The organism is Dysgonomonas massiliensis, from assembly GCF_900240225.1.
GTDB lineage: Bacteria > Bacteroidota > Bacteroidia > Bacteroidales > Dysgonomonadaceae > Dysgonomonas > Dysgonomonas massiliensis.
Map to the genome: position 1 here is coordinate 218,897 of NZ_OEPV01000002.1, position 23,550 is coordinate 242,446.

18 protein-coding genes are annotated in these 23,550 nt (G+C 38.9%); 10 read left to right on the forward strand and 8 right to left on the reverse strand.

Features of this window, described 5'->3' with window-relative positions; all coding sequences use genetic code 11:
• Window positions 1-67 precede the first annotated feature (67 nt).
• From C1A06_RS03165 to C1A06_RS03175, 3 genes are read right to left on the reverse strand one after another with little or no spacing between them, the layout of a single operon-like run.
• Entirely contained in the window at window positions 68-832 is a 765-nt protein-coding gene (locus C1A06_RS03165) for an ABC transporter permease (RefSeq protein WP_101688773.1), read from the reverse strand.
• Entirely contained in the window at window positions 829-1,551 is a 723-nt protein-coding gene (locus C1A06_RS03170) for an ABC transporter ATP-binding protein (RefSeq protein ID WP_101688774.1), read from the reverse strand. The genes C1A06_RS03165 and C1A06_RS03170 overlap by 4 nt, the downstream gene beginning before the upstream one ends.
• A complete protein-coding gene (locus C1A06_RS03175) occupies window positions 1,551-2,498 on the reverse strand; it encodes an ABC transporter substrate-binding protein (RefSeq protein WP_101688775.1) in 948 nt (315 codons plus the stop codon). The genes C1A06_RS03170 and C1A06_RS03175 overlap by 1 nt, the downstream gene beginning before the upstream one ends.
• Before the next feature lie 407 nt (window positions 2,499-2,905).
• On the opposite strand from C1A06_RS03175, the gene C1A06_RS03180 reads away from it, so the two are divergent.
• Window positions 2,906-3,133: a DUF4834 family protein gene (locus tag C1A06_RS03180; protein ID WP_101688776.1), complete on the forward strand. Its 228-nt coding sequence runs from the start codon at window positions 2,906-2,908 to the stop codon at window positions 3,131-3,133.
• Window positions 3,134-3,143: 10 nt separating this feature from the next.
• On the opposite strand, the gene C1A06_RS03185 is transcribed toward C1A06_RS03180, so the two are convergent.
• Together C1A06_RS03185 and aspA are read right to left on the reverse strand one after the other, a co-directional pair.
• Window positions 3,144-4,475: a DUF4026 domain-containing protein gene (locus tag C1A06_RS03185; protein WP_101688777.1), complete on the reverse strand. Its 1,332-nt coding sequence runs from the start codon at window positions 4,473-4,475 to the stop codon at window positions 3,144-3,146.
• A gap of 284 nt (window positions 4,476-4,759) precedes the next feature.
• Complete coding sequence (aspA, locus tag C1A06_RS03190; protein WP_101688778.1) at window positions 4,760-6,148, reverse strand: aspartate ammonia-lyase; 1,389 nt, start codon at window positions 6,146-6,148, stop codon at window positions 4,760-4,762.
• 354 nt (window positions 6,149-6,502) lie between these two features.
• On the opposite strand from aspA, the gene C1A06_RS03195 reads away from it, so the two are divergent.
• Window positions 6,503-6,895: a DUF805 domain-containing protein gene (locus tag C1A06_RS03195; RefSeq protein ID WP_101688779.1), complete on the forward strand. Its 393-nt coding sequence runs from the start codon at window positions 6,503-6,505 to the stop codon at window positions 6,893-6,895.
• A 72-nt stretch (window positions 6,896-6,967) separates the two neighbouring features.
• Here the strand turns inward: C1A06_RS03195 and clpB are convergent, their stop codons facing one another.
• Window positions 6,968-9,556 (reverse strand): ATP-dependent chaperone ClpB, encoded by a 2,589-nt coding sequence (gene clpB / locus C1A06_RS03200; RefSeq protein ID WP_101688780.1) that lies wholly within the window; start codon window positions 9,554-9,556, stop codon window positions 6,968-6,970.
• A 191-nt stretch (window positions 9,557-9,747) separates the two neighbouring features.
• Between clpB and C1A06_RS03205 the strand changes: the two genes are divergently transcribed.
• The 3 genes from C1A06_RS03205 (at window position 9,748) to pyk (ending at window position 13,047) form a co-directional block, all read left to right on the forward strand.
• On the forward strand, window positions 9,748-11,013 hold the full coding sequence (locus tag C1A06_RS03205; RefSeq protein WP_185116808.1) for a PLP-dependent transferase: 1,266 nt from the start codon (window positions 9,748-9,750) through the stop codon (window positions 11,011-11,013).
• A gap of 112 nt (window positions 11,014-11,125) precedes the next feature.
• Window positions 11,126-11,554: a type II 3-dehydroquinate dehydratase gene (aroQ, locus tag C1A06_RS03210; RefSeq protein ID WP_101688782.1), complete on the forward strand. Its 429-nt coding sequence runs from the start codon at window positions 11,126-11,128 to the stop codon at window positions 11,552-11,554.
• Window positions 11,555-11,580: 26 nt separating this feature from the next.
• The gene (gene pyk, locus C1A06_RS03215) at window positions 11,581-13,047 is read left to right on the forward strand and encodes a pyruvate kinase (protein WP_101688783.1); all 1,467 of its coding nucleotides are present in this window, start codon (window positions 11,581-11,583) and stop codon (window positions 13,045-13,047) included.
• A gap of 93 nt (window positions 13,048-13,140) precedes the next feature.
• On the opposite strand, the gene C1A06_RS03220 is transcribed toward pyk, so the two are convergent.
• Window positions 13,141-13,854 carry a pirin family protein gene (locus C1A06_RS03220; RefSeq protein ID WP_101688784.1) on the reverse strand — a complete coding sequence of 238 codons (714 nt, stop codon included), beginning with the start codon at window positions 13,852-13,854 and terminating at the stop codon, window positions 13,141-13,143.
• A 131-nt stretch (window positions 13,855-13,985) separates the two neighbouring features.
• Between C1A06_RS03220 and C1A06_RS03225 the strand changes: the two genes are divergently transcribed.
• The 5 genes from C1A06_RS03225 to C1A06_RS03245 all read left to right on the forward strand — a co-directional run bounded on the left by C1A06_RS03225 (window position 13,986) and on the right by C1A06_RS03245 (window position 21,300).
• The gene (locus tag C1A06_RS03225) at window positions 13,986-14,876 is read left to right on the forward strand and encodes a LysR family transcriptional regulator (RefSeq protein WP_101688785.1); all 891 of its coding nucleotides are present in this window, start codon (window positions 13,986-13,988) and stop codon (window positions 14,874-14,876) included.
• 135 nt (window positions 14,877-15,011) lie between these two features.
• Window positions 15,012-17,828: a leucine--tRNA ligase gene (gene leuS, locus C1A06_RS03230; protein WP_101688875.1), complete on the forward strand. Its 2,817-nt coding sequence runs from the start codon at window positions 15,012-15,014 to the stop codon at window positions 17,826-17,828.
• Between the two features lie 29 nt (window positions 17,829-17,857).
• Complete coding sequence (locus C1A06_RS03235) at window positions 17,858-19,504, forward strand: ArnT family glycosyltransferase (RefSeq protein WP_159461376.1); 1,647 nt, start codon at window positions 17,858-17,860, stop codon at window positions 19,502-19,504.
• A gap of 27 nt (window positions 19,505-19,531) precedes the next feature.
• Window positions 19,532-20,398: a YitT family protein gene (locus C1A06_RS03240; RefSeq protein ID WP_101688787.1), complete on the forward strand. Its 867-nt coding sequence runs from the start codon at window positions 19,532-19,534 to the stop codon at window positions 20,396-20,398.
• Window positions 20,399-20,433: 35 nt separating this feature from the next.
• Complete coding sequence (locus tag C1A06_RS03245) at window positions 20,434-21,300, forward strand: YitT family protein (protein WP_101688788.1); 867 nt, start codon at window positions 20,434-20,436, stop codon at window positions 21,298-21,300.
• Window positions 21,301-21,376: 76 nt separating this feature from the next.
• Here the strand turns inward: C1A06_RS03245 and C1A06_RS03250 are convergent, their stop codons facing one another.
• On the reverse strand, window positions 21,377-23,488 hold the full coding sequence (locus C1A06_RS03250) for a prolyl oligopeptidase family serine peptidase (RefSeq protein WP_101688789.1): 2,112 nt from the start codon (window positions 23,486-23,488) through the stop codon (window positions 21,377-21,379).
• Window positions 23,489-23,550 lie beyond the last annotated feature (62 nt).

The following is a 23,550-nucleotide window of genomic DNA, read 5'->3' on the forward strand; positions in this document are numbered from 1 at the left end:
GTTGAGTCTCCTACTGTTAATATTCTGGTTTGTAGCTAAATAAATGAGTTTGTGCTGTTGCGAATGGCTATGAGTTATATTTCCACGAGCATACTATGCTGTCGATCAAGTCGATAATGAGAAACAGAACGAAGCCGATAAGTGACAAGACGATTATACCGAAATACATCTGCAGATAGTTTACTTTGTTCTGTGCATCGGTAATATAATATCCCAACCCTTCATCAGTTCCAAAGGTTTCGATAAAGAATAATGCCGAAGTTATAATTCCCAATGCCACACGCAGTGATGACAGCAATTCGGGAAGTATAGCAGGCAGAGTGATGTATCTCATTTTCTGTAGTCCACTAGCTCCGAAAGACGTCAGTACGTGATAATGCTCGTGCGGAATATTGGTGACGGCATCTCTGATAGTAATAATTAACTGAAAAACGACTATCAGTACAACGACAATGATTTTTGACGTCTCGCCGATATCGAACAATACCATAATAATAGGTAGCAATGCAAGCTTTGGTATAGGGTAGGAGAAATACACCATAGGCCCCAATACACGATTCACTTTTGGTTTGTATCCCATCCATAGGCCAAGTGTGATGGCTATCAGGAGCGATATTCCCAAACTTATGGCTATGCGACGCAGACTGGCCAGCGAATGGGTAAATATTCCATCTTCGATGGCTGTGGGATAACTAGAATATACATCGAAAGGTGATGGTAGTGCTTTTATATTCAGTATAATGTACGCCAGATACCAGACAATGTTGAGGACGATGAATCCGCCAACAATATATGTCACGTAGTTAAATCTTCTATGTTGTTGTCTGGTCATTGATATCCAACTTTATGAATGATTTCGGCAACGAATTTAAGTCTGTCTTCGGCTTTCATATCGGCTCCAAACCATTGATTTTCTACACGGTCAATAATCTCGCCTGGTAGCTTACTCATCATCAGAATATGACGCCCTATGGCCGCTGCTTCGTGTATATTATGAGTAATGAAAAGTGTTGTCACTTTGTATTTTTCCCAAAGCCTTAGAAATACTTGTTGCGAAGCCTGCGAGGTAAATGTATCGAGCGACGAGAATGGTTCGTCCATCAGCAGAAGATCTGGTTTAGACACAAAAGCCCTAGCCAGAGCAACGCGTTGTTTCTGACCGCCGCTAAGCTGTGATGGATAACGATCCAGTAAATCTTCAATTTCAAGCGATTGAATGATGTCCTGACTCTCTCGTTTTTCGGTTTTGAATCCTTTGTTGATACGTTCTGACAAGAAAATATTGTCTCTGATTTTCATCCAATCCAAAAGTCCATATTGCTGAGGAACATACCCTATCCGAATATTTTTACGATCAAGAGGTTTACCATCGAGTAGCAATTCACCCGAATAATTGGTAATAATTCCGCAGAGGACTTTCAATAGTGTCGATTTTCCACAACCCGAAGGACCAATTAGCGAATATATTTCGCCATCAAGCATATCAAGCGAAAAATCGCTCAATATTTCATTATTGCCATAACTGACCTTGAGATTGCGGATAGATAGCATTATTCTTCCGTTTTTGCCAATTCGGTATTAACTAGCTTATTGATATCGAACGAATCGTTGATCAAGTTTTTCTCTGTTAGCCATTCTATCACAGCTACTATATCTTTGTCGGTCGCTTGTACGGCTGTTGCACTTGTGTAGTTGGGTATTTGTACCTGACCGAGTAGAGGTTCTGGGAATCCCAAGTCTTTAGTCAATATATCTTTGATATCTTCAACCGAATGTGTGCGAAGGTAATTTGCTCCCTCATTGTAAGCGCGGTAGAATTTTTTGATTGTCTCAGCACCTTTTTCGTCTATTACTTTTTGCGAGAATACTATACCCGTAACTGTATATCCCAGATCTTCCATCAAAACGAGCGATTTACAACCATCGTTTTGTGCAATTAGCGCGAAAGGATTAGGTAATCCGGTAGCATCTATCTTGTTGTTGCGCATCATCTCCAGACGAAGAGGTATTTTGTTGACTTCAACCTTCTCGATGTCTGATGCCGACATTTCTACACTTTTGAGAGCCATATCCACACAAAAATCGATCACTGTGTTTTGCGATACGGCAACTTTTTTGCCTTTCAATTCATTTAATGTATTGATTCCTGAATTTTCGCCCGCAATGATGTAAAACGGAGCCTGACATTTTGATGTTATCTTGATATCGAATCCGGCAGCATTAACCAATGCGGCACTTGTGTAGTCGGTAATTGCACCATCTACAGCTCCCCCTTGGATGGCTGCATCGCGGTCGTTAGCCGAAAGAAATTTCTGCAAATCAACTTTAATACCTTCTTTTTCAAAATAACCTTCGCGCTGAGCAACCGCAAGCGGTAGGTAGTCCATTGACGACATTGTTCCGAAAGTTATTTGAGGAATATCGTTCTGCTTATTTTGTGTACAAGATGCGCTAACCAAAGCTAGTAGCGCAATAAGCGCCATTTTGAAGAGTTTCATATCAGTAGGCTTTATGTTGTTGAGTATACAAAATTACTGTATTTTTTCAGAATAACCATATTAAATGGTACTAGCAATAAATAGTGACCTGCTGTGGGTAAAATAGCAATTAATTGTGATTGTGTCTTTTGGCAAAAAGCTTGACCTTTGTAATATCTGATAAATGATTTTTTAGTTTAATTTTATAACATAACTTTGATGATAGTTCGCGGCGCTTTGATGTTGAATCACGGCGTCGCTTTTTTTGTGCTAATCCAGCTTTGAGTCCTCAAACTTAACAAAGAATCGTAATAAAATGCAAAAAGATTAAATCGAAATCAGATTAAATCGGAAAGAATATAAAAAACTGTATCTTTGTGTTGTTAGGTATTAACTAGTAAAAAGTTTTCATAATCTATTCTTCGCTAATGAAGTTTATACTATTCTTTTTTCTGATTATTATTTTCTTTGTCGTTGTGTTGGTTTTATCATTCATCGGCAAAGTAGCAAACCTTTTCCGAGGAAGTAACCAACGTCATCAGGCCAGACAACAGCAGTATGAAGAAGAGCAAAAGTCTGCCTCAGGTACTAAAAAGTTTATTTCGGAAGATGAAGGTCAGTATGTCGATTTTGAAGAAATCAAAGAAGACAAGTAATCCATTTATTCTAATTTTCCACCTCTAAATCGTAGATCGTATCGGGCGTATAACTCGTTCCCGGTGCATAGATAACCCAATCGGTAAGCAATTCGATCGGAAATTCGCGTACGTCTCCTTCGTTGAGCTCGGTAATCCAATAAGGCTGATTTAATAGCTTTCCTTTAATCCAGCGTTCGCTGCTCGAAAGAACTTCGAACCACAAGTGTTCGCGTTCGTCCCACGATTGCGCGTTGTCTACTGTTAAACCAAGCTTTACCAAGAAAGCCCAGTATTGTTCGTCATTGTTTTTACGGAATATTTTTTTGAATATATTTCTTTTACCCGGACTAATATATTTTTTTTTGTATGCTTTCAAGAAGAGGTTGTAACGCTCTTTAGCCAATGCGCTCATGCGATTAGTCTCTTCGGTACTGATGTAGTAAATAGGATTTACGGCCAAAGTAGATGCATATATCTCGGGCGAAATCATGTTGCCATCTTCGACGGCAAAGATAACTCCTCCCGGATCGGTATGTACATTCTCTTTTCCTTTCCGATCATTAGCTCCGCCTAGTGTATCTGTAGGGAATTGCTTAATGGCTTCTTCCCATCGTAACCAGCAAAGGTTGATTCCCATCCCATCGTAACCGATAGTAAAACGTTCGCATTCTATGGACGGAGATGTCAGGAATTTCTTGACGGTGGTGTTAATCAGTACTTGCATCTGCTCGTATCCTTTGCCTATATTGATCATTTCGAGTTCAACTGAACCGCATCTGAGTAGGCCATGCGTGTGAAACCAGTAACGTCGTTCGCCATCTTCTTTTTCGTCAAATACACAATGCAGTGTATATAGGTAATCAGGTGATGGTGGTGTGTCCGATTGCGCGGTCATCTTCAGCCAATGCGGTGACAGGAGGCGGTAAGATACAAAGTCGATAACCAAACTAGCGCTTGGAACCAGCGCATCCAGGAGTTTGAGCTGAAACAAAAATGAATCAAGATTATCTGCCCCGAAATAAAGTGATACGCATATGCATCTCTTCTGTAGACGAGCCAGACGAAACGATTCATCGTCGATGTGATTGGCAAATCCGTAACTTTGCAGATTTAGATTAGCAATCTCAAGAGTATATATATCTACAGAATAACTGACATCGCGATAACTAATCTTCGCATTGAAAGTATCTTCGTTTTGACTAAGTTGTTCGAGTTTAATTCCCGCATGATTTGATAAAGATCTGCGGATATAATTTTCAGAAAAGGCATTCGTCTGGCTGTAGCGAGGAATAATGGCCATGCAAGATTCCATTTTAACCTCAGATTCAGTCAGAAGATTATATTTTTCAGAATTATTCATTTGCAAAATTGACTAGGTCTAATTACAAACTTACACAAATTTTTGCTCAGAAAATGAGCGTCGAAGCGTAATAGATTTATCTTAACTTTTTTTACATGAAGCGATCATTGAACGCAATTGTTGGTTTATCAGAACTGATTGATGTTTGTTCTTGGGGATAATTCACGGACAGAGTGTTATTTATGGTATAGGTGATAATTCTGTAAAAAATAAGCAGCATCCTTATCTTGATAAAGTTAGATGCTGCTTAAATGCTGCTTAAATGCGTTGTTCTTTATAATTGGTTATTTTTCGCCAAGTAGATTTTCAGGGCTGAAAATTTTGTCTAGTTGTTCTTTTGGAAGAATGTTTTTCTCAAGAACTAGATCATAGATGCTCTTGCCCGATGCTAAAGCTTCTTGGGCTAAAGCTGTACTATTGTTGTAACCGATGTGTGGGTTAAGTGCTGTTACGATACCTACGCTACCAACAACAAGTTCTTTACAATGTTCCTCGTTAGCTGTGATACCTTCGATGCAGTTGACACGAAGAGTAGTCATTGCATTTGTCAACAATGTTGCCGATTCAAGCATGCTGTATGTCATAACTGGTTCCATCACGTTAAGTTGCAATTGACCAGCTTCGCCTGCCAATGTAACAGCAAGATCGTTACCTATTACGCGGAAACAAGTTTGGTTTGTTACTTCAGCAATTACCGGATTCACTTTCCCTGGCATGATAGATGAACCAGCTTGACGTGGAGGAAGATTGATTTCGAACAATCCACAACGTGGTCCTGATGCCAATAGGCGAAGGTCGTTACATATTTTAGAAAGCTTAACCGCTAGTTGCTTCATTGCTGCAGAGTAAGCTACGAAGCTTCCCGTATTTGAAGTCGCTTCGACCAAGTTGTCAGCTTCGCGGAATTTCAAACCTGTGATTTCGGCAAGCATTTCAGTACAAGCTTTGTCGTATCCTGAAGCTGCATTCAGACCAGTACCAACGGCAGTTGCTCCCATGTTGATTTCAAGACATTGGTCAGCAGCGTTGTTTACTGATTTCAATTCTTTTTCTAATGTAGCAGCCCATGCTTCAAATGTTTGTCCCAAACGAAGAGGAACAGCATCTTGAAGGTGAGTACGTCCCATTGTCATTACTTTCGAGAATTCACGGCCTTTTGCGTGGAATGCATCGATCAGTTTTTGTAATGCTTCGGTCAAGTGTTTATTATAAAACAAAACTCCAAGTTTCACACCTGTTGGGTATGCGTCGTTTGTCGATTGTGACAAGTTTACATGATCGTATGGCGAGCAGTGTTGATATTCTCCTTTTTGGAATCCCATCGATTCGAGTGCGATGTTTGCAATTACTTCGTTTACATTCATATTTGTCGAAGTTCCTGCACCTCCTTGTAGCATATCGCTAGGGAATTCGTTGATATATCCGCCTGCAATAATTTTTTTACAAGCTTCGATTATTGCGTTAGCAATGTTCGAATCCAAAATACCTACTTTTCTATTTGCAGCAGCGGCAGCCCATTTTACATAAGCCATTGCTTTGATGAATTCTGGAAAGCTGTTGATTTTAATTCCAGAAATGTGGAAGTTGTCTAATGCACGTTGAGTATGTACGCCATAATAAGCTTCGGCAGGTACTTGTACTTCTCCAATCAGGTCTCTTTCGGTTCTTTTCATAATTGTAATTGTTTTGTATTTCGTTTTTATTTAGATTCATCAAATTTGGACTCTAAATTACAATATTGTTTTGACAAAATGATATAAAATGCCTTTTATTTTAGGTGTATTCTTTGATGTTGATTTCATTTTGTAAATAATGAAGAGCGATTTTGTACGTGATGTGTCTTTTATGTCTTTTTTTTCATCTTTATATTAAAAGATATTCATTTTGAATGACTAAAAAATATGTGAGTTCAACACTCTCGTTGATAAAGTGTGGTGTATAGAGGTTTATTTTTTTTGTTTGCACGTGAAAAATTGTACATTTGAAACATTAACCAATTGTTAAATAAAATATTATAAAAACTACACATGTTTAAAAATCCTTTTTCTTTTTATGGACGTATCAGACGTCTTGAATATGGACTTAGCATTATTATAATGTACTTATATGTATTTGCGTGTATCTTTATTGTAGTTTTTTTGCATAGTCTTTTTGCGACTACAGAATTTAGAAGTGGTTATATGATGTTTATGATGTTGCCTCTTAGCATTCCTCTTTATTGGTTTCTGTTTGCTCAAGGAGCAAAGCGTTGTCATGATAGAGGCAACTCGGGGTGGTATCAGATTATTCCTTTTTATAATCTGGTGATGCTGTTTGGTGATGGAGATTATGGAATTAACGAATATGGCCCCAATCCTAAAGGTTTGGGTGAAACGGTAGAGGATATTATTGCAAGTATTGGTACTAGAGTTGATAATTAATTCGCATCAAAGTATAAACAAAAAAAGCTCAGAGAACTATTTTCCTGAGCTTTTCTATTATTTGAGGTTTTGTTAGTTTTTGAACTCTAGTTCGCCATCTTTTGCATCTACCACAATCGGATGAGAACGATCTACTGTTCCGGCTAATAGTTTCTTCGATAATGAATCAAGAACAGTACGTTGTATAACACGTTTCACCGGACGAGCTCCGAATTCAGGATCGTATCCCAATCGGGCAATCAATTTGATAGCTTCTTCGGTAAATTCAAGCTTGAATCCATTACCTTCGAGCAGTTTCTTAATGCCATTCAATTGGATACGAACTACGCTTTCAATTTCCGATTCTTTCAATGGTTCGAACATGATTATTTCGTCGATACGATTCAAGAATTCTGGTCGTATTGTCGATTTCAGCATGTTCAGAACTTGCAGTTTTGTCATCTCAACTACTTCCCCATGATTGTCGGGTGTCATCTGTGCGAAGTTCTCGCGGATAACATTCGATCCCATGTTCGAAGTCATGATGATGATCGTATTTTTGAAGTTTACGACACGTCCTTTGTTGTCGGTCAATCGTCCATCGTCTAGCACTTGCAACAAAATGTTGAATACATCAGGATGCGCTTTTTCGATTTCATCGAACAGCACAACAGAATATGGTTTGCGTCTGATGGCTTCGGTCAACTGACCGCCTTCATCGTAGCCAACATATCCCGGAGGTGCTCCGATTAGACGGGTTGCACTGAATTTTTCCTGATATTCGCTCATGTCGATACGAGTCATCATATTTTCGTCATCGAATAAGAATTCGGCCAAAGCTTTCGCTAATTCGGTTTTACCGACTCCCGTTGTTCCCAAGAAAATGAACGAACCGATAGGTCGTTTAGGGTCTTGCAGACCGGCACGACTACGACGAATAGCATTCGAAATAGCAACTATAGCTTCGTCCTGACCAACCACACGTTTGTGAAGTTCGTCTTCCAAATTCAATAGCTTTTCACGTTCGCTCTGCATCATCTTATTGACCGGAATCCCAGTCCAACGTGATACTACATCAGCGATATCTACGGCGTCTACTTCTTCTTTTATCATTGCCGAACCGCCTTGCATTTCGTGCAATTCTTTTTGAAGCGCAGCAATACCTTCTTCAAGCGATTTGATCTTTCCGTAACGCAATTCGGCTACTTTTCCGTAATCGCCTTCACGTTCGGCTTTTTCAGCTTGAAATTTGGCTTCTTCTATTTCGACTTTGTTCTGCTGTATTTTGTTTACAACTTCTTTTTCGGCTTGCCATTTTGCTTTCAAGGCTTTTTCTTCCTCTTTCAGATCGCTGATTTCTTTCGAAAGCAGAGCTTCTTTATCTTTATCATTTTCACGTTTGATGGCTTCGCGTTCTATTTCGAGTTGTGCAATACGACGACTCTTTTCGTCCAACTCTTCTGGGACAGAATCAACTTCCATTCTGAGTTTGGCTGCTGCTTCGTCCATCAAGTCAATTGCCTTGTCGGGCAAGAAACGATCGGTAATATAACGTGATGATAATTGTACTGCTGCAACGATTGCTTCGTCTAGAATACGAACCTTGTGATGGTTTTCGTATTTTTCTTTCAATCCACGAAGAATAGATATAGCATCTACTTCGCTAGGTTCGTCAACCATCACGATCTGGAAACGACGTTCGAGCGCTTTGTCTTTTTCGAAATATTTTTGATATTCATCCAAAGTTGTAGCTCCTATCGAACGAAGTTCGCCACGTGCTAATGCTGGTTTCAAGATGTTGGCAGCATCCATAGCACCTTCGCTTTTTCCGGCGCCAACCAATGTGTGTATTTCGTCGATAAACAGAATGATCTCGCCTTCGGCTTTAGTTACTTCGTTTACGACAGATTTTAGTCGTTCTTCGAACTCTCCTTTATATTTGGCTCCGGCAATCAGAGCTCCCATATCAAGCGAGTATATTTGCTTGCTCCTCAGGTTCTCAGGAACATCGCCACGAACTATACGATGTGCCAATCCTTCGGCTATGGCTGTTTTACCGGTACCTGGTTCACCGATAAGAATCGGATTGTTTTTAGTACGTCTACTCAAAATTTGTAGTACACGACGAATTTCTTCGTCACGTCCAATTACCGGGTCGAGTTTACCGTCACGAGCACGTTGAGTAAGGTTTATCGCATATTTTTCGAGCGATTGATAGGTATCTTCAGCCGATTGGCTGTCTACTTTATTTCCTTTTCTGAGTTCGACAATAGCAGCTTCCAGCTCTTTTTCAGTTACGCCTGCATCTTTCATGATGCGCGATGCAGAACTCTTTCCGCCAAGAATAGCTAATAATAGGTGTTCGAGCGATACGAACTGATCACCCATTTTTTTGCTTATATCTACGGCTTTGTCTAGATCGGCATTGCTCTCGCGACTCAAATAGGGTTCGCCACCCGAAACTCGCGGAAATGAATCTATTTCTCTATTGAGTATATCATTTAATTGTCTCGAATTGATTCCGAGTTTTTGAAAAAGAAAATTCACAACATTCTCTCCAACCAGAAATACACCTAATAAGATGTGTGCCGGTTCTATTGACTGTTGATTTTTTTCTTTTGCTATCTCTATCGCTTTCTGTAAAGCTTCTTGAGATTTAATAGTAAAGTTGTTGAAATTCATATGTTAGGTCTCCTTTCTTTCATTGTTAATTGTATATTGAATACTTCAAAGTATTTGCCAAACTTGAATTTTGTGCCAATTTGTCATGCTGCATTTTTACTTGAATTATTTGCTGCGTATTTTTAAATAAAGTTCTTTTATTTTCTTTTAATATTCATATATTTGTTTCTTTATTCTATATTATTATTGATATGGCAGCAAAAAACAATGAAGATTCTGCGTGTTTTACTACGCGAATAATTGATAAAAAGTTTACCAAACCAGATATTCATGGGGCTATAACGATGCCTATTTATCGCAACGCGGCATTTGAGTTTGCAGATGCAGAAAGCATTGCTTCAGCTTTTCAGAATAGAGAGTCGGTTACTTCGCATACATACTCCAGAATTACGAACCCGACGGTCGATAACCTTGAACAAAAGATAAAAGTTGCTTCGGGTGCCGATAATGTGCAGTGTGTAGCTTCGGGTATGGCTGCCATAACAAATACATTTATGGCTATTGCTTCGGCTGGAGCTAATATTGTAACATCGCCCCATTTATTCGGAAACACTTTTTCAGTTTTAAAATTTACTTTAGCTGAATTTGGCGTAGAAACAAGATTTGTAAATACGGATAATCTTGAGGAGATTGCTTCGGCTATTGATGAAAATACCTGTGCTTTTTTCTGCGAGTTGATCACTAATCCTCATATGGAGGTTGCTAATCTTTTGGAGATTTCGGAAATATTGAAGGCACGTCGTGTCCCGATGATAGTGGATACCACGATAATTCCTTGGTGCGGATTCGATGCACGAAAAGCAGGAGTAGATATTGAGGTAATGTCTACCACAAAATACGTTTCGGGTGGTGCAACCAGTATAGGAGGTGCTATTCTGGATTATGGTTCATTTGATTGGTCGACTCACAAACGTTTAGGTAAAGTGCAAGGAAATGCAGAATTGTCGCCTTTCATGTTTAAGATCAAACGAGAAGTCGCTCGTAATCTGGGTGCTTGCATGGATGCAGATACTGCCTATCAGCAGGCCTTAGGTATGGAGACTCTGGAGTTGCGATACAATAGAGCTTCTCAAACAGCATACGAGCTGGCTAAATTTTTGGAAGATCAACCACATGTTGTCAAAGTTGAATATACAAGGCTTGAAAGTTCGCCTTATAAACAAATCTCGGATCAATTATTCAAGGGGAATCCTGGGGCTATGTTAACGTTCAATCTTGAGAGTAAGGAGGCTTGCTATCGTTTCGTGAATAATTTGCAACTAGTGAGGTTAGCTACAAACCTTTTTGACAATAAAAGTCTGATTATTCATCCCGAATCGACAATATATGGCACATTTACGCCCGAAATGAAGAAAATTATGGGCATCGAAGATAATCTGCTGCGCATGTCGGTCGGATTAGAAGATTTTGAGGATTTGAAGGCCGATTTGATAAAAGGATTTAAATCTATTATTTAGACTTACTTTTTCACAATTATTGTACTTAAAAGCTTTCGGTATATGGTAAAAAATTCTACCTTTGCACTCGTTATTAAAAATAGCAGTTGCTGCTCATAACAGTTTGGTATATATGAAAATACAGATAATAAACGGTCCGAACCTCAATTTGCTGGGAAAAAGAGAACCGTCTATATATGGAAATTACTCGTTTGAAGAATATTTTGAACAACTAAAAGTTATTTTCGAAGGCTGTGAATTATCATATTATCAATCAAATCACGAGGGAAATCTGATCGATAAAATACATGAGACTGGCTTCAGTTACGATGGGATTGTAATAAACGCAGGCGCATATACACATACATCGATAGCATTGCTAGACGCTATCAAAGCAATTAAAACTCCTGTAATAGAGGTTCATATGTCCAATATACATGCTCGCGAAGAGTTTAGGCATAAGTCTGTGATTGCAGCAGCATGCAAAGGTTCTGTTGTTGGATTCGGAATGGATTCGTATCGACTGGCAATAGACTATTTTGTAAAAAATGAGATTAAATAACCATATAAATTAAGATTCTAAAATTTATGATTCAGAAAAAGACGAAAATTGTAGCTACAATTTCAGACTTGCGTTGTGATGTTGATTTCATCCGTTCATTGTATAACGAAGGAATTAACGTAGTGCGTATGAACTCTGCCCACATGACAGAAGAGGGCTTTGTTAAAGTAATCAACAATGTACGTTCAGTTTCAAAACATATTGGTATCATTATGGATACTAAAGGTCCTGAAATCCGTACTACTGCTACTGCTGATGGAGGTAAAATCCAAGTGAAAGCAGGAGACAAAATAAATGTAATCGGTGATATTGATTTCAAATCAAATCAAGAAACGATTTCTGTATCATATCCAAGCATCGTTAAAGACGTTCCTGTAGGTAACGTTATTCTAATTGACGATGGTGAAACTGCTCTTCAAGTTGTTGACAAAACAGCTGACGCTCTATTGTGCGTTGTTCAAAACGACGGAACAATCGGAAGCCGTAAGAGTGTAAACATCCCTAACGTTAGCATCAATCTTCCTTCAATCACTGAAAAAGATAAAAGATCTATCGAGATTGCTATCAAAAACGGCGCTGACTTTATTGCTCACTCATTCGTTCGTCACAAACAAGACGTTCTTGATGTTCAAAAAATCCTTGATGCTCACAATAGCAAAATCAAAATCATCGCTAAAATTGAAAACCAAGAAGGTGTTGATAATATCGACGAAATCTACGAACACGCTTATGGTGTGATGGTAGCTCGTGGTGACCTAGGTATTGAAGTTCCACAAGAACAAATCCCTGCTATCCAACGTCTATTGATCCGCAAATCGATTGAATATAAAAAACCGGTTATCGTAGCTACTCAAATGTTGCATACAATGATCGAAAATCCACGTCCAACACGTGCTGAGGTAACAGATATTGCTAACGCAGTATATTACGGAACTGATGCTGTGATGTTGAGTGGTGAAACAGCTTATGGTAAATACCCGGTTGAAGCAGTTCGTGCAATGGCACAAATCTGTGCTGCTACTGAGGTTTCTAAATTGGCTGAAAAAGTAGTTCCAGTTCCTTTCAAAGATAGTGAATACGATGAAACTTCATTCTTGGCTAAACAAGCGGTTAAGTCTTGTAGCCAACTTGGAGTTGCAGCTATCATCACTGATAGTGTTACTGGCCGTACAGCTCGTACTCTAGCTGCATTCCGTAGCAAGAGCCCTGTTTATGCATTCTGTTCTGATGTAGAAGTTGCTCGTCAACTTTCAGTATGTTACGGTGTGACTGCTAGATACAGAGAATCTACAGGTTATACAACAAACAAACACAAAGAGTATTTCTTAAAAGCTCTTGCAGACCTAGTTGAACAAGGTCACGTAAAACGTGAAGATATGGTAACTTACCTAAGCGGAAGTTTCGCGAAAGGTGGAGGTACAACATTCCTTGAAATCAACAATGCTGGTGTTGTTCTTGATGCTGGTGATAACTATAGCGTTCCGGTAGAATAAGGATCGTTTAGTTTCGATAAATAAAAAAAGCTGCAAACCATAAGTTTGCAGCTTTTTTATTGTCTAGTTTTGTGTATTAGTGTCTGTTGGAAGTCAATTCATTGGGACGTCTATCAATAAGATGCGAGCATCGTCAGATAGAGATTTTATATCAAACTTGTCTATGTCTTCTATTCCGATAGCATCTCTGCGAGATAATTTCGTTCCGGCTACTTCAAATTCGCCTTCTATTACCATTGCGAAAACACCATTTCCCTCTTTCTTTACTTTGTATTCTTTGGCGTTGTTGTTGTCGAAGTTTCCGATGCTAAACCATACGTCTTGGTTTACCCATAGGCTGCCTTCGCTTCCGTCAGGAGATACAGTAAGAGTTAGATCGTTTTTCTTCATGTCGAAATCAAACGCTTTCTGATCGTATCTTGGTTTCAAGCCTTGTGCGCGAGGGAATACCCATATTTGGAAAAATTCGACTAGCTTGTCGCTACTTCCATTGTACTCGCTATGAGTTATACCTGTTCCTGCGCTCATTACTTGAACTTCACCCGTAGTGATAACTTGTTCGTGTCCCATACTGTCTTTGTGAGCTAGTTTGCCCGAAAGAGGTATTGATACAATTTCCATGTTGTCGTGTGGGTGCGTTCCGAAACCTTCGCTTGGTGCTACCTTATCGTCGTTTACTACTCTTAGTAATCCGAATCCCATTCTGTTGGGGTTGAAGTATCTTGCAAAACTGAATGTGTGTTTAGAATCTAACCATCCGTGGTATGCGTGACCTCTTGTTGCTTCTTTGAATAATGTAGTTTTCATATTATGTTCCTTTCTAATTTGTTGTGTTAATTTTTACATTACAAAGATACGATGCCTTTATTTATAATCAAAATAGAATAATTTATGCATATCTATAAAAATATTTATAGATAAATGTGTATGTTTGTCATATGGTTAATTTAGAATGGTATAGAACGTTTAAAGCCATTTATCAGAATGGTAATTTGACACGTGCAGCCGAAGAGTTGTTGGTGTCTCAACCTAATGTGAGTATTCAACTGGCTGCATTGGAGAGCTATATTGGTCATAAACTCTTCAAACGACTTCCTCGTAAACTTGTTCCTACAGAATATGGAAAACTGCTTTATACGCAGATTGTGGATTCGGTGCAAAATCTGGAGCGTGTGGAAGGCGAATTCCGTAAGGTATCGTTGCAGAGACTGAGAAATCTGAGGATTGGTGCACCCATAGAATATACATATAATGTACTGATCGATAAATTTGCAGATTGTAAGATAGATGTCAACTTTCGATTCGGTTTTCCAGGAGATTTGGTAGAAGCAGTTTTGAACAAAGACCTGGATTTTGCAATTGTGACTCAACAAGTAGAGTCGGACAAAGTCGTTTATGAGCCGGTTATTGAAGAACGATTTCTTATTGTTTCTCACATCAATTTAGATAGCCGTGAGCTAGAGCAATATATCTCGAAGGGAGATATTGATGCTGCCGAGAAATGGTTGCTGGCTCAGCCATGGATAGTATTTGATAATAAATTATCTATAATTCGTCGTTTCTGGCGTGAGAATTTCAAGAAAAGACCTCTTATTAAGCCACATTTTGTAATACCTAATCTGGATATAATGCTTAAAGCAGTTCATCTTCAATACGGTATAACTATTGCTTCGGATATGTTGTTGGGTGATAGTCTTGAGCGACAGCGTTTGAAAATATTGTGGGAAGGTAACGAAAAGGCTACTAATCAGCTTTGGCTGGCATATGATCCGTTGTCGATAGAGGAACAACAGCTGTCGGAAATGCGGAAGATTTTAGCAAACGACTAGTCGTCTGAATAGATGTTGTTGTCAGTATCCTTGCGATAAGGATATCTGCTGTAATATTCTTTGGGTATACCATCATTTTAATCCGAAGAATTGACTAACTTTGAACCGATTTTTTTAATGCATTATTATTCAGCTATGGAATACAATTTCAAAGAGATAGAGAAACGTTGGTATCAGTATTGGATCGAAAACAAAACATACAAGACAGTAGAGAACGCAGATAAACCTAAGTTTTATGTCCTCGACATGTTCCCATACCCATCGGGAGCGGGATTGCACGTTGGGCACCCACTGGGATATATTGCGTCGGATATTTATTCGCGCTACAAACGTCTGTGCGGTTTCAATGTTTTGCATCCAATGGGTTATGATGCTTACGGTCTTCCTGCCGAACAATATGCAATACAAACAGGTCAGCATCCGGCAATAACAACCGAACAGAATATCAATCGCTATCGTGAGCAATTGGATAAGATTGGCTTCTCGTTCGACTGGAGCCGTGAAATCCGTACTTGCGAGCCCGAGTATTACCATTGGACACAATGGGCATTCATCAAAATGTTCAACTCATACTTCTGCAACGATGAACAACAAGCTCGTCCGATTGAAGAGCTGATAGCTTATTTTGAAGAAAATGGAGCTAAAGGTTTGAATGTAGCTTGTACTGACGAGTTGGAATTTACTGCTGATGAATGGAAAGCAAAATCGGATAAAGAAAAACAAGAAATACTTCTAAACTATCGTATCGCATATTTAGCAGATACTACAGTTAACTGGTGTGCTGCACTAGGTACTGTATTGGCTAACGATGAAGTTATCAACGGATTGTCAGAACGTGGCGGATATCCGGTTGAACAACGCGTTATGCGTCAATGGAGCTTACGTGTATCGGCTTATGCACAACGTCTGCTAGATGGTTTAGATAAGATAGATTGGACAGACTCGATAAAAGAAACTCAACGTAACTGGATTGGTCGCAGTCAAGGTGCAGAAATGCAATTTGCTGTAAAAGATTCGGACGTTAAATTCGATATATTTACTACTCGTGCCGATACTATTTTCGGAGTAACATTTATGGTGTTGGCTCCCGAAAGTGAATACGTGGCGCAAGTAACTACTGCAGATCAGAAAGAAGCTGTAGACGAATATCTGGCTGCTACTAAGAAGCGTACTGAGCGTGAACGTCAGATGGATAAAAAAGTTACGGGTGTATTCTCAGGTTCGTATGCAGTAAATCCTTTGAACGGAAAATCAATTCCGATCTGGATTGCAGATTATGTATTGGCAGGGTACGGAACGGGAGCTATTATGGCTGTTCCGGCGCACGATAGCCGTGACTATGCTTTTGCAAAACATTTTGATTTACCAATTATTCCATTGATCGAAGGTGCTGATGTGTCGGAAGAGAGCTTCGATGCTAAAGAAGGTATTATGATCAATTCGAATGCAGAAGGAGGTTTGAATCTAAATGGTTTGACTGTGCCAGAGGCTATCGAAAAGACAAAACAATACATCGAAGAAAATAAATTAGGACGTATCAAGACAAACTATCGTTTGCGTGATGCGATCTTCTCTCGTCAACGTTATTGGGGTGAGCCATTCCCTGTATATTACAAAGACGGAATGCCACAAATGCTCCCTTTCGAAGCACTTCCGTTGGAGTTGCCTAATGTTGATAAATTCCTGCCTACCGAAACTGGCGAGCCGCCTCTAGGTCGTGCAACAGTTTGGGCTTGGGATACAGTAAATAACAAAGTTGTAGAAAACACAAAAATAGATAATCAGACAGTATTCCCACTTGAATTGAATACGATGCCTGGTTTCGCAGGATCGTCAGCATACTATTTGCGTTATATGGATCCGCATAATAACGAAGCTCTTGTTTCGAAAGAAAAAGACGAATACTGGCGCAATGTTGACCTTTATATCGGTGGAACGGAGCATGCGACTGGTCACTTGATTTACAGCCGTTTCTGGGATAAATTCTTGTTCGATATGGGTGTTTCTTGCGAGGATGAACCTTTCAAGAAGCTGATCAATCAGGGTATGATTCAGGGACGAAGTAACTATGTGTATCGTATAAATGGAACTAACAAGTTTGTATCGTTGAACTTGAAAGATCAATACGAAACAACAGAGCTTCATGTGGATGTAAATATTGTAAGCAATGATATACTTGATCTTGAAGCATTCAAAGCTTGGCGTCCTGAGTTCAATACAGCAGAATTTATTCTTGAAGATGGTAAATATGTGTGCGGTTGGGCAGTTGAAAAAATGTCTAAATCGTATCACAATGTAGTGAATCCGGATGTTATAGTAGAGAAATACGGTGCTGATACACTACGCCTTTACGAAATGTTCTTAGGTCCATTAGAGCAATCAAAGCCTTGGGATACAAATGGTATTGATGGTGTTCACCGTTTCCTTCGCAAGATGTGGAATCTTTTCTATAAAGGAGATTCTTTAGCAGTATTTGATGATGCTCCATCGAAAGACGAATTGAAAGCATTGCACAAATTGATCCAGAAAGTATCTTACGATATTGAACATTTCTCGTTCAACACGTCTATTTCGGCATTTATGATTTGTGTGAATGAGCTAACAGCATTGAAATGCAGTAAGCGGGCAATTCTTGAAGAACTGCTTGTTGTATTAGCTCCGTTTGCGCCTTTCGTTGCAGAAGAATTATGGCATGCATTAGGACACGATACAACAATTTGCGATGCTGTCTGGCCTGAATTCAAACCTGAATATCTGGTTGAAGATGTAATTACATACACAATTTCGTTCAACGGGAAAGCTCGTTTTACACTCGAATTTGCAGCTGATGCAGCTAAAGAAGAGATCGAAAAAACAGTCTTGGAGCACGAGAATTCAGCTAAATGGATGGAAGGTAAAACTCCGAAAAAAGTTATCGTAGTTCCGAAAAAAATCGTAAACGTTGTAATATAATTCAGTAGTAAATTCTTACTGAAGACGTAATGGATATAGAGGCGTATCATAGTGTAATATTGCTTTTGTGGGTCGTCTGTTTTGTACTTCTGTTTCGAGAATATAAAATAGCTAAGGAATTGCCCGCTTCTAGCGATAAAAACTATTGGTACGCTATGTTATTTATCCTTGCGTTTGGTGTATTCGTACGCAGTATTTGGCCATCTTACCCTTTCGGACTTTATTCGGATGAAGCCATAGGCGGTTATGATGCATGGAGCTTGGCAAACTATGGTGTTGACGGACATTTAGCTTCCTATCCGGTATATTTCAAATCGTGGGGAACCGGTCAATCGGCATTGTACGCATATCTTGCAGTACCATTTATCAAATTGTTCGGACTTTCGGAAGTCACTTTCCGGCTGCCAATGATAATAACAAGTTGCGCAGCTTTATTCTCAATCTATTATGCCTTGAAAAAGACTAAGGTTGCATACGCTATGCAGTTTATAGTCTTAATGATGTTTGTAATAAGTCCGTGGCATTGGATGATGAGCCGTTGGGCATTGGATTGTAATCTGTGTCCAAATCTATTGATCATTGCAACCAGCCTGATTATTATTGTTTGTTACGAAGAATCATCTTATCGACGATTTGTTTATGTGCTTGTAGCTTCATTGCTTATCGCGTTGTCGGCATATGCATATGGTGTAAGTTGGTTTATGTTGCCATTATTTTGCATCCTGATATATGGTTTCTTATTAAAGAATAAAAAGCTTTCGGTTCCTCAGATAGCTATATGTGGAACCTTGATGCTCATCGTATTGATTCCTTTGATCTGTTTTGCCTGCGTAATGTTCTTCGATCTCGAAGAATTTAAGCTGGGATTTATGACAATCACAAAACTAGATGGGGATCGTGCTAGTTCTACCACTGTTTTAGGCGGAATGTCTGTATTGTCATATTTGAAACGAGGAATAATGTTCCTTATTACGGGAGACGATTCATTCAGATGGAATAGCTTCTTTCTTTGGGGGCAGTTTTATAACATCATAGGACTACCTTTTATCATTTATACTTTTTGTAACTATGTAAAAACGAAAAAACTAGGTGATATAGATAAGATTTTCCTGCTTTGGCTTGCATCTACAATATTAATATTCATACTAGTAGAACCAAATACCAACCATTGGAATTTGATATGGCCACCATTATTATTCTTTTTTGGTAAAGGAATATATCTGTTTACATCCTGGTTCGTGAAATGGCGAAAGCTGATTTATTCAGGATTTTTTATGCTAGGCTTGTTTTTCGGGGCATATTATTTCATGTATTATTCTCAGAGTTCATTTACTAAAAGAAACTACAATGGTTTCGTGAAAGGTCTTGAAGAAATAGCTAAATTTACCGATCAATTGGATGTAGATACAGTTTATAATGTTCATGTACCTGCTTATCCTCAAATATTGTTCTATACGCCGATGAATCCTTATGAATACGTGGAAAAGAAAAGGCGAGTGGGAGAAGGATATTCCGGAAGTGGAGATTATGGGAAACACTATTTTAAAACTCCATTTGTTTTGAGGCCAACATCTCGTGTAGCATATGTTATTTCGAATATAGCAATAGACAAGGTAGACGAGACCCAATATAAAATATTCAGAGGAGATTATTTCTCCGTTCTGTGGAATGATTAACCTTAGATAATTTAAAAGTATCGCGATATGACTAAAAAGTATTTGAAGTCCTTTTATATCAAAGACTATATTTATATAGTTATCGGTCTGGCATTGTATGCCATAGGTCTGGTCGGCTTCATCAAGCCGGGCGAAATAGTGACCGGTGCTTTGGCCGGAGTATGTCTGTTGATAGAGTATGCTTCTGGGATAAAGCTTCAATACTCTTATTTCGTAATCAATGCAATTTTACTATTATTGTCTTTCAGGATGTTAGGTTCTAACTTTCTGAAAAGAACAATTTTCGGAGTTGTTACGTTGACCATCATATTATCAATTGCCGAAACATTTATATCTAAACCGCTTTTGACTGGCGAGCCTATATTGTCGGGAGTAATTGGTGCCATGTTGTGTGGTACAGGTATTGGATTGGTTTTCAGTTCGAATGGTAGTACCGGAGGAACGGATATCGTTGTGGCGGCAATCAATAAATATAAGAATCTGTCTTTTGGCAGAGGAATGTTGTTGTGCGATTTCTTGATTATATCAAGTTCATACCTCCTTTTTCATGATTTCAATAAAATAGTTACCGGACTCATTGTAATGGGTGTGATGACCTTTACTCTCGATACTGTAGTTAATGGTTTCCGTCAGTCGGTACAGTTTATGATTTTTACCGAAAAGCATGAGGAGATTGCCCAAGCGATAATAGCAAATACTGGGCGTGGATGTACGTTTCTGGATGGTATGGGAGCATATACACATAAACCATCGAAGGTAGTTGTTCTATTGGCTAAAAGATCGGAGTCGGTTCAAATATTTAGAATAATAAAAAGTATTGATGAGAATGCGTTTATTTCGCAAAGTACAGTTAGAGGTGTATATGGTAAAGGCTTCGATGAACTAAGGGCTTAAGGAAACAGTAATGAGTTTAATATTTAAAATATAATATGGCGAAAAAGTATTTAAAATCCTTTTATGTAAAAGACTATATCAATATCGTTATTGGTTTGATGTTGTATGCAATCGGTCTGGTCGGTTTTATAAAACCAGGCGAGATTGTTACTGGAGGTCTGACTGGGGTTTGTCTTTTGATAGAATATGCGGTAGGTATAAAGTTACAATACTCTTATTTTACAATCAATGCAGTGTTATTGTTGTTGTCATTTAAGTTTCTTGGAGCTGATTTTTTGAAGAGGACAATATTCGGTGTTGTTGTACTTACTCTGCTATTGGCTGGAGCTCAAGAATTAATTAAGGAGCCTCTGCTTGTGGGTGAGCCTATTTTGTCAGGTGTAATCGGGGCTATGTTATGTGGTGCCGGTATAGGTTTGGTCTTCAGTTCTAATGGTAGTACCGGAGGTACGGATATAGTAGTGGCAGTAATCAATAAGTATAAGAATCTGTCCTTCGGACGAGGTATGCTTTTGTGCGATTTCTTAATTATATCAAGCTCGTATCTATTATTCCATGACTTCAATAAAATTGTAACAGCTTTGATCGTTATGGGTGTAATGACCTATACCATCGATATGGTTATCAATGGATTCCGTCAGTCAGTTCAGTTTTTTATCTTTTCAGAGAAAAGCGAAATTATATCTCAAGCGATCATTAGTGAAATGAATAGAGGATGTACGCTTTTGGATGGTACAGGAGCCTATTCACATAATGCTGTTAAGGTTGTAGTTGTTTTGACTAAACGATCGGAATCTGTACAAATGTTCCGCTTGATAAAGAGTATCGATGAAAATGCATTCATTTCGCAAAGTACTGTGAGGGGTGTATATGGAAAAGGTTTTGACGAGATAAAGGGTTAGAAGTATTAATACACAAAGAATAAAAAAGGTTTAGATCATAAAGATCTAAACCTTTTTATATTGTATAACTAATAGTTTATTTCAAACTTTCTACACCCATGTTGTATAGAGTGAATGCTTGTACATCAGCATTCTCTTGAATGATCTGAGTCATCGATTTTCCAGCTCCGTGTCCTGCATTTGTTTCGATGCGGATTAACATCGGATTGTCGCCGGTGTTCTTGGCTTGCAATTCGGCTGCAAATTTGAAGCTGTGCGCCGGAACCACTCGGTCGTCATGATCGCCCGTTGTGACAAGTGTTGCCGGATAAGAAATGCCTTCTTTCACGTTGTGTAGCGGAGAATATCCTTTCAGATATTGGAACATTTCTTTATTGTCGTCAGCTGTTCCATAGTCGAATGCCCAACCAGCTCCGGCTGTGAATGTATGATAACGCAACATATCCAATACGCCAACAGCAGGAAGTGCTACCTGGAATAACTCAGGACGTTGAGTCATAACAGCTCCAACAAGTAAACCTCCGTTCGATCCGCCTTTAACAGCCAGATGGCTTGGTGATGTATATTTCTCTGCAATCAAATACTCGGCAGCAGCTATGAAGTCGTCAAAAACATTTTGTTTTTGCATCTGTGTTCCAGCTTGATGCCATTTGTTGCCATATTCACCACCTCCACGAAGATTGGCTACGGCGTAGATTCCTCCGTTCTCAATCCAAATGGCATTCGATACACTAAATCCAGGAGTCATACTGGCACCAAAGCCTCCGTATCCATAAAGAATTGTTGGGTTCTGACCGTTAAATTCAGTTCCTTTCTTATATGTGATCATCATTGGGATGCGAGTTCCGTCTTTCGAGTTGTAGAATACGTGTTTTGATTCGTATGCGCTAGGATCGAATTTTACATCAGGTTTCTGATAAACTTCCGATTTACCTTCTTTTGGCTCGTATGAATAGATGGTCGTAGGTGTCACATAGTTTGTGAAGCTGTAGTAAAGAATTTCATCGTTTTTCTTACCATCCGGTGCACTTGCAGAGCCCAATCCCGGCAATTCGATATCACGTACTAGATTGCCATCATAGTCGTATTGTTTTATCTGGGTTAGTGCATCTTTCAGATATTGTGCAAATATATATCCACCTCCGGTTGAAGGATTCAATACTTCTTCAGTTTCAGGGATAAAGTCTTTCCAGTTTTTAGGTTGAGGAGCATTGATATTTACTGTTACAACTTTCGAGTTTGGTGCATCCATATCGGTCGAAATATACAATACATCACCTTTATTGTCTAGAATGTAGTTCGAGCTATTGTAATTGTCTACAATAGTTTTGATCGGACTATTAGCAGCTGAAAGATCTTTGATGTAAAGTTCGTTTCCGTAAGTTGAATTTGCAGCAGTGATGACTAAGAAACGGTTGTCGTCGGTAACATATCCGCCAACGTAACGTCTCTTGATATCGCCTCCGAAGATGACTTTATCTTCTTTTTGTGCTGTGCCTAACTTGTGGTAGTATAATTTATGCTGATCAGTTTTGGCTGATAATTCGCTACCTTCAGGTTTATCGTAGCTCGAATAGTAAAAACCGTCGTTTTTGTACCAAGACATGCCTGAGAATTTAACGTCAATCAGTGTATCGCCGACAATCTCTTTTGTTTTGGCATCCATCACAATGATTTTGCGCCAGTCGCTTCCACCTTCAGATATTGCATAAGCAAACAAGCTACCATCTTCAGAAAAACTCATTCCTCCGAGCGAAGTAGTTCCGTCTGCCGAAAATTTATTAGGATCAAGGAAAATTTCTTCTTGGCCTTTATCATCTTTTCTGTATATGATCGATTGATTTTGCAGCCCGTCATTTTTAAAATAATATGTATAGTCTCCTTGTTTAGATGGTGCGCTGATACGTTCGTAATTCCACATATCTTCGAGCTGTTTGCTTATCTGGTCGCGATATGGGATCTTAGAGAGATAGCCGAATGTAACTTCGTTCTGAGCCTTTACCCAAGCCTCAGTTTCTGGCGAACGATCGTCCTCCAGCCAACGGTATGGATCGGCAACCGAATCGCCGAAATACACATCTACTACATCACCTTTCCGTGTCTCAGGGTAGGTGATCTTTTGCTTTACATTGTTGTTACAAGCCATGAATGTAAGTAAGATTGAACCTAGTAAAATTTTGTTTTTCATATGCGTATTAATATGATTTAAGTGGTATAAAGTTAAAAACAATGTTTCTAACTTCATACTTT